This window comes from Streptomyces sp. NPDC059003 (assembly GCF_042740445.1).
In the GTDB taxonomy this organism is placed as follows: domain Bacteria; phylum Actinomycetota; class Actinomycetes; order Streptomycetales; family Streptomycetaceae; genus Streptomyces.
On the sequence record NZ_JBHYJH010000378.1, the window covers coordinates 1 to 3,461 of the forward strand.

Below are 3,461 nucleotides of genomic sequence, written 5' to 3' on the forward strand. Positions count from 1 at the left end.
GGCGGCCCCCCCTGCCCCCCCGTTACCCCGCCGTTTCGGGGCTCGCCAACACCCCCCGCAGGCCATACCACCTGCGCGGGACCCCAGGCTGGTATTTCAGCCCGTCCGGCGTTTGAGGACGAGGCCGTTAGGCCGATGAAAGGGCGGGTGGGTGGGGAGCGGGCCTCACCCGAACTGCTGCTCCAGATCCTTGAGCTTGCGTTCCAGCGTGTCCAGGCGCGGCAGCGCCTGCGTGTCGTCCTCGGCCGTGAGGTCGACGGTCACGGTCTGACCGGTCTGGCCGGGGTCATTCTTGACGGCCTGCAGGGAGGGACGGTTGCGCACGGGCAACTGCTCCGGCGATGACGCAACTATGGCAGGGTCCGCGCCGACCTGCGCGGACCCGACCGACTGCGTCATCGCCTGGACGTCCACCTGACGGCCACCGCGGCTGTGGTAGCCGCGGCCCCGGCTGATGGCCTTCAGCTGGGCGCGGGACAGCTTCTCCTGGTCGCGCCTGCGGGTCCGCGCCTGCTCCTTCTCGCGCCGGTCCTCACGGACCTCCTCGACGGCCTCGTCGAGGGTGCGGACGCCTTCGAGGAGCATCAGCGACCACGCGCCGAACGTCTCACGGGGCGCCCGCAGCCAGCGGACGATGCGGATCTGCGGCAGCGGACGCGGCACCAGGCCCTGTTCGCGCAGGGCCGCGCGGCGGGTCTGCTTGAGGGCGCGGTCGAAGAGGACCGCCGCCGAGAGCGACATCCCCGCGAAGAACTGCGGGGCACCGGCGTGGCCGATGCCCCGGGGCGCGTGCACCCAGTTGAACCAGGCGGCGGCGCCCGCGAACGTCCAGACGAGGAGCCGGGAGCCGAGCGCGGCGTCGCCGTGGCTGGCCTCGCGCACCGCGAGGACGGAGCAGAACATCGCGGCCCCGTCGAGGCCGAACGGCACCAGGTACTCCCAGCCGCCCGACAGGTTCAGATTCTGCCGGCCGAAGCCGACGAGGCCGTGGAAGGAGAGGGCGGCGGCCACGGCCGCGCAGCAGAAGAGGAGGACGTACGAGGCCGTGCCGTAGAGGGCTTCCTTGCGCCTGCGGCGCTCCTCGCTGCGCTCCCACGAGTCATCGGCGGCGGCCGCCTTCGCCTGGGCTTTTTTGCCTCGCGCGAGCACCGCCACCGCCACCGCCAAGCCCAGGAGCAGGACGCCGCCGGGAAGCAGCCAGTCCAGCGATATCTCGGTCAGTCTCATCTGGGGTCCCTTGCGTCGCGGTAGGGCGTTTCGGGCGCCATAGTGACCCACGCCCGAACGCGCACAAGGGGTTTTCCGGCAAGAGGCCGCCAAGGGGGTGGTGCGGGGCGCGAAGAGCGCCGTTTCGCTCGAACTCACCTCAGTGGATTGCGAGTTGAGTTCGATTAAACGCGCACGATGGGGTGATTGAGACGGGAGGTGGACCCGGCGGAGGGCGGTGCGGGCGTCAACTCGCGGCCGCGGTGGCCGCCAGCTTGGCGACCCGGTCGGCGTCGCACATGCGCGGGCAGGTGACGCAGGTGTCCTCGGGGCGCAGCGTGTAGAACATGCAGCAGCTCGCGCGGTCACGGGTCGGCAGCTTCTCGCCGTTCGGCCCGGTGAGCTCGCGGAACGCGGCCGTGCCGACGTACGGCTTCGTGGCGCCGGGGAGCAGCCGCTCCAGCTCGGCGGTGGCCCGCTGCTCCTCGCCGAGCAGATGGGCGACGTACCAGATCCCCTCGACGATCTCGTCCGTCGCGATGGCCCACAGGGCGCGCCCGCGGCGGCGCATGCGCGGCCCGAAGCCGTCGAGCAGCGGGCCCAGGTGCTCGGCCACCGCGGCCCGCACCTCGGCGCGCAGCGCCTCCTCGTCCGGTACGACGCGGGCGCCGGGCAGGGCGGCCGCCGGGTCGTCGGGGAGGCAGGCGAAGGTGGTGGTCCTGACGGCCATCCGGCCGAGCGCGCGCTGGAAGGCGACGTGCTCGACGGGGTAGCGCGGGACGCGGCGGTGCAGGAACCACGGCACGGTGATCAGGAGGCAGGCGGGCCAGGCGTACCGGTGCAGGGCGAAGCTCGCGACCACGTCGGGGCGGGCCTGCTGGCCGTAGTCCTTGAGGACCTGCGCGTTGTCCCAGGCGAGGAAGGCCTCGAAGTCGGGGCCGGCCTCCGCGAGCCGCGCGGCGCTGACCCAGCCGCCGTCCTGCGGGGTCTGTTCGTCCTCGGCCAGCTCCTGGATCCGCAGCCCGGGGAACACCTCGGTGAGCCGGGCGTAGGCGCCCGTGACCGGGCTCTGGGTGCGCTCCGAGTGCCGGGCGCCGCTTTCCAGGGTGGGAACGGACATGCGCGGGGACCGCCGAATCACGATCGATTGCAGGTAAGCCTAACCTTACCCGACATGATCGAGGTTTCAACTGCGGTCTCGTCCGCCTATGGTGCTTCTCGTATGGTTCGGATCGTATGTTTTCGATCCGGCCGCTGACGGGCGGGACGCGGGAGGCGACCAGTGGAGCGGGCCAGAGCGCGCGAGGCGGAGACCCCGGCCCGCTGCGCCGCCGCACGCATTCCGGAACAGCCGGGAGCGGGACGCGCGGATTTAGTGGATCGAACGGATGCGTCGGGTGCGGTGTGCGCGGACCGGGTGGCGCGCGGGGAGCACACGCACGGGGAGCCACCGGTGCGCGGTGCGGTGCGGCGCACCTCCGTGCGCGGGCAGGTGCTCGACTCCCTGCGGGCCGCGCTCGTCGGCGGTGAACTCACGCCCGGCGAGGTGTACTCGGCGCCCGCGCTCGGCGAGCGCCTCGGCGTCTCCGCGACGCCCGTGCGCGAGGCCATGCAGCAGCTCGCCCTCGAAGGCGCCGTCGAGGTCGTCCCCAACCGGGGGTTCCGGGTCACCCGGCGCAGCGCGCGGGAGCTCGGGGAGCTCGCCGAGGTGCGGGCGCTCATCGAGGTGCCGGTGATGCTGCGGCTCGCCGGAAGTGTGGCCGCCGGGCGGTGGGCCGCGTTGCGGCCGCTCGCCGAGGCGACCGTCGTCGCTGCCGCCGGGGGAGACCTCGCCTCCTACGCGGAGGCGGACCGGGCCTTTCACCGGGCGGTGCTCGGGCTCTCCGGGAACCAGCAGCTCGTGCAGGTGGCCGACGATCTGCACCGGCGTGCGCAGTGGCCCCTCGTGAGCGGGCCCGTCACCGGCCGCCGCGCCGACCTCGTCGCCGACGCCGCGGAGCACATGGCCCTCCTCGAGGCGCTTGCCGCGCGGGACCTGCCGGTGGTGCAGGCGCTGGTGCGGGAGCACTTCGCGGGGGGTGGCGGGGGCTGAGGCCGGTGTCCCTCGCGGGGGCGCCCCAGACCCGCCCCTTCCCGAACTGGGGCTCCGCCCCAGACGCCGCTCCTCAAACGCCGGAGGGGCTAAATCTTGCCGCTAGATCCAGCCCGTCCGGCGTTTGAGGACGAGGCGCGCAGCGCCGGATAAAAGGGGGTCC

General features: G+C 73.2%; 3 protein-coding genes. 1 reads left to right on the top strand and 2 read right to left on the bottom strand.

The annotated features are described in order from the left end of the window. Positions 1-165: 165 nt before the first annotated feature. Both ACFWZ5_RS45675 and ACFWZ5_RS45680 read right to left on the bottom strand, forming a co-directional pair. A complete protein-coding gene (locus ACFWZ5_RS45675) occupies positions 166-1,227 on the bottom strand; it encodes a DUF2637 domain-containing protein (RefSeq protein ID WP_384806580.1) in 1,062 nt (353 codons plus the stop codon). Positions 1,228-1,453: 226 nt separating this feature from the next. Next, complete coding sequence (locus ACFWZ5_RS45680; RefSeq protein WP_384806582.1) at positions 1,454-2,326, bottom strand: (2Fe-2S)-binding protein; 873 nt, start codon at positions 2,324-2,326, stop codon at positions 1,454-1,456. Between the two features lie 162 nt (positions 2,327-2,488). Between ACFWZ5_RS45680 and ACFWZ5_RS45685 the strand changes: the two genes are divergently transcribed. Next, positions 2,489-3,298, top strand: coding sequence for a GntR family transcriptional regulator (locus ACFWZ5_RS45685; RefSeq protein WP_384806584.1), 810 nt, complete (start codon positions 2,489-2,491; stop codon positions 3,296-3,298). The last annotated feature ends 163 nt before the right edge of the window (positions 3,299-3,461 follow it).

What these genes read in the sequence shown, in the direction of transcription:
- ACFWZ5_RS45680 (WP_384806582.1), bottom strand. Translation starts at nt 2,326, where the DNA reads ATGTCCGTTCCCACCCTGGAAAGCGGCGCCCGGCACTCGGAGCGCACC.
- ACFWZ5_RS45675 (WP_384806580.1), bottom strand. Translation starts at nt 1,227, where the DNA reads ATGAGACTGACCGAGATATCGCTGGACTGGCTGCTTCCCGGCGGCGTC.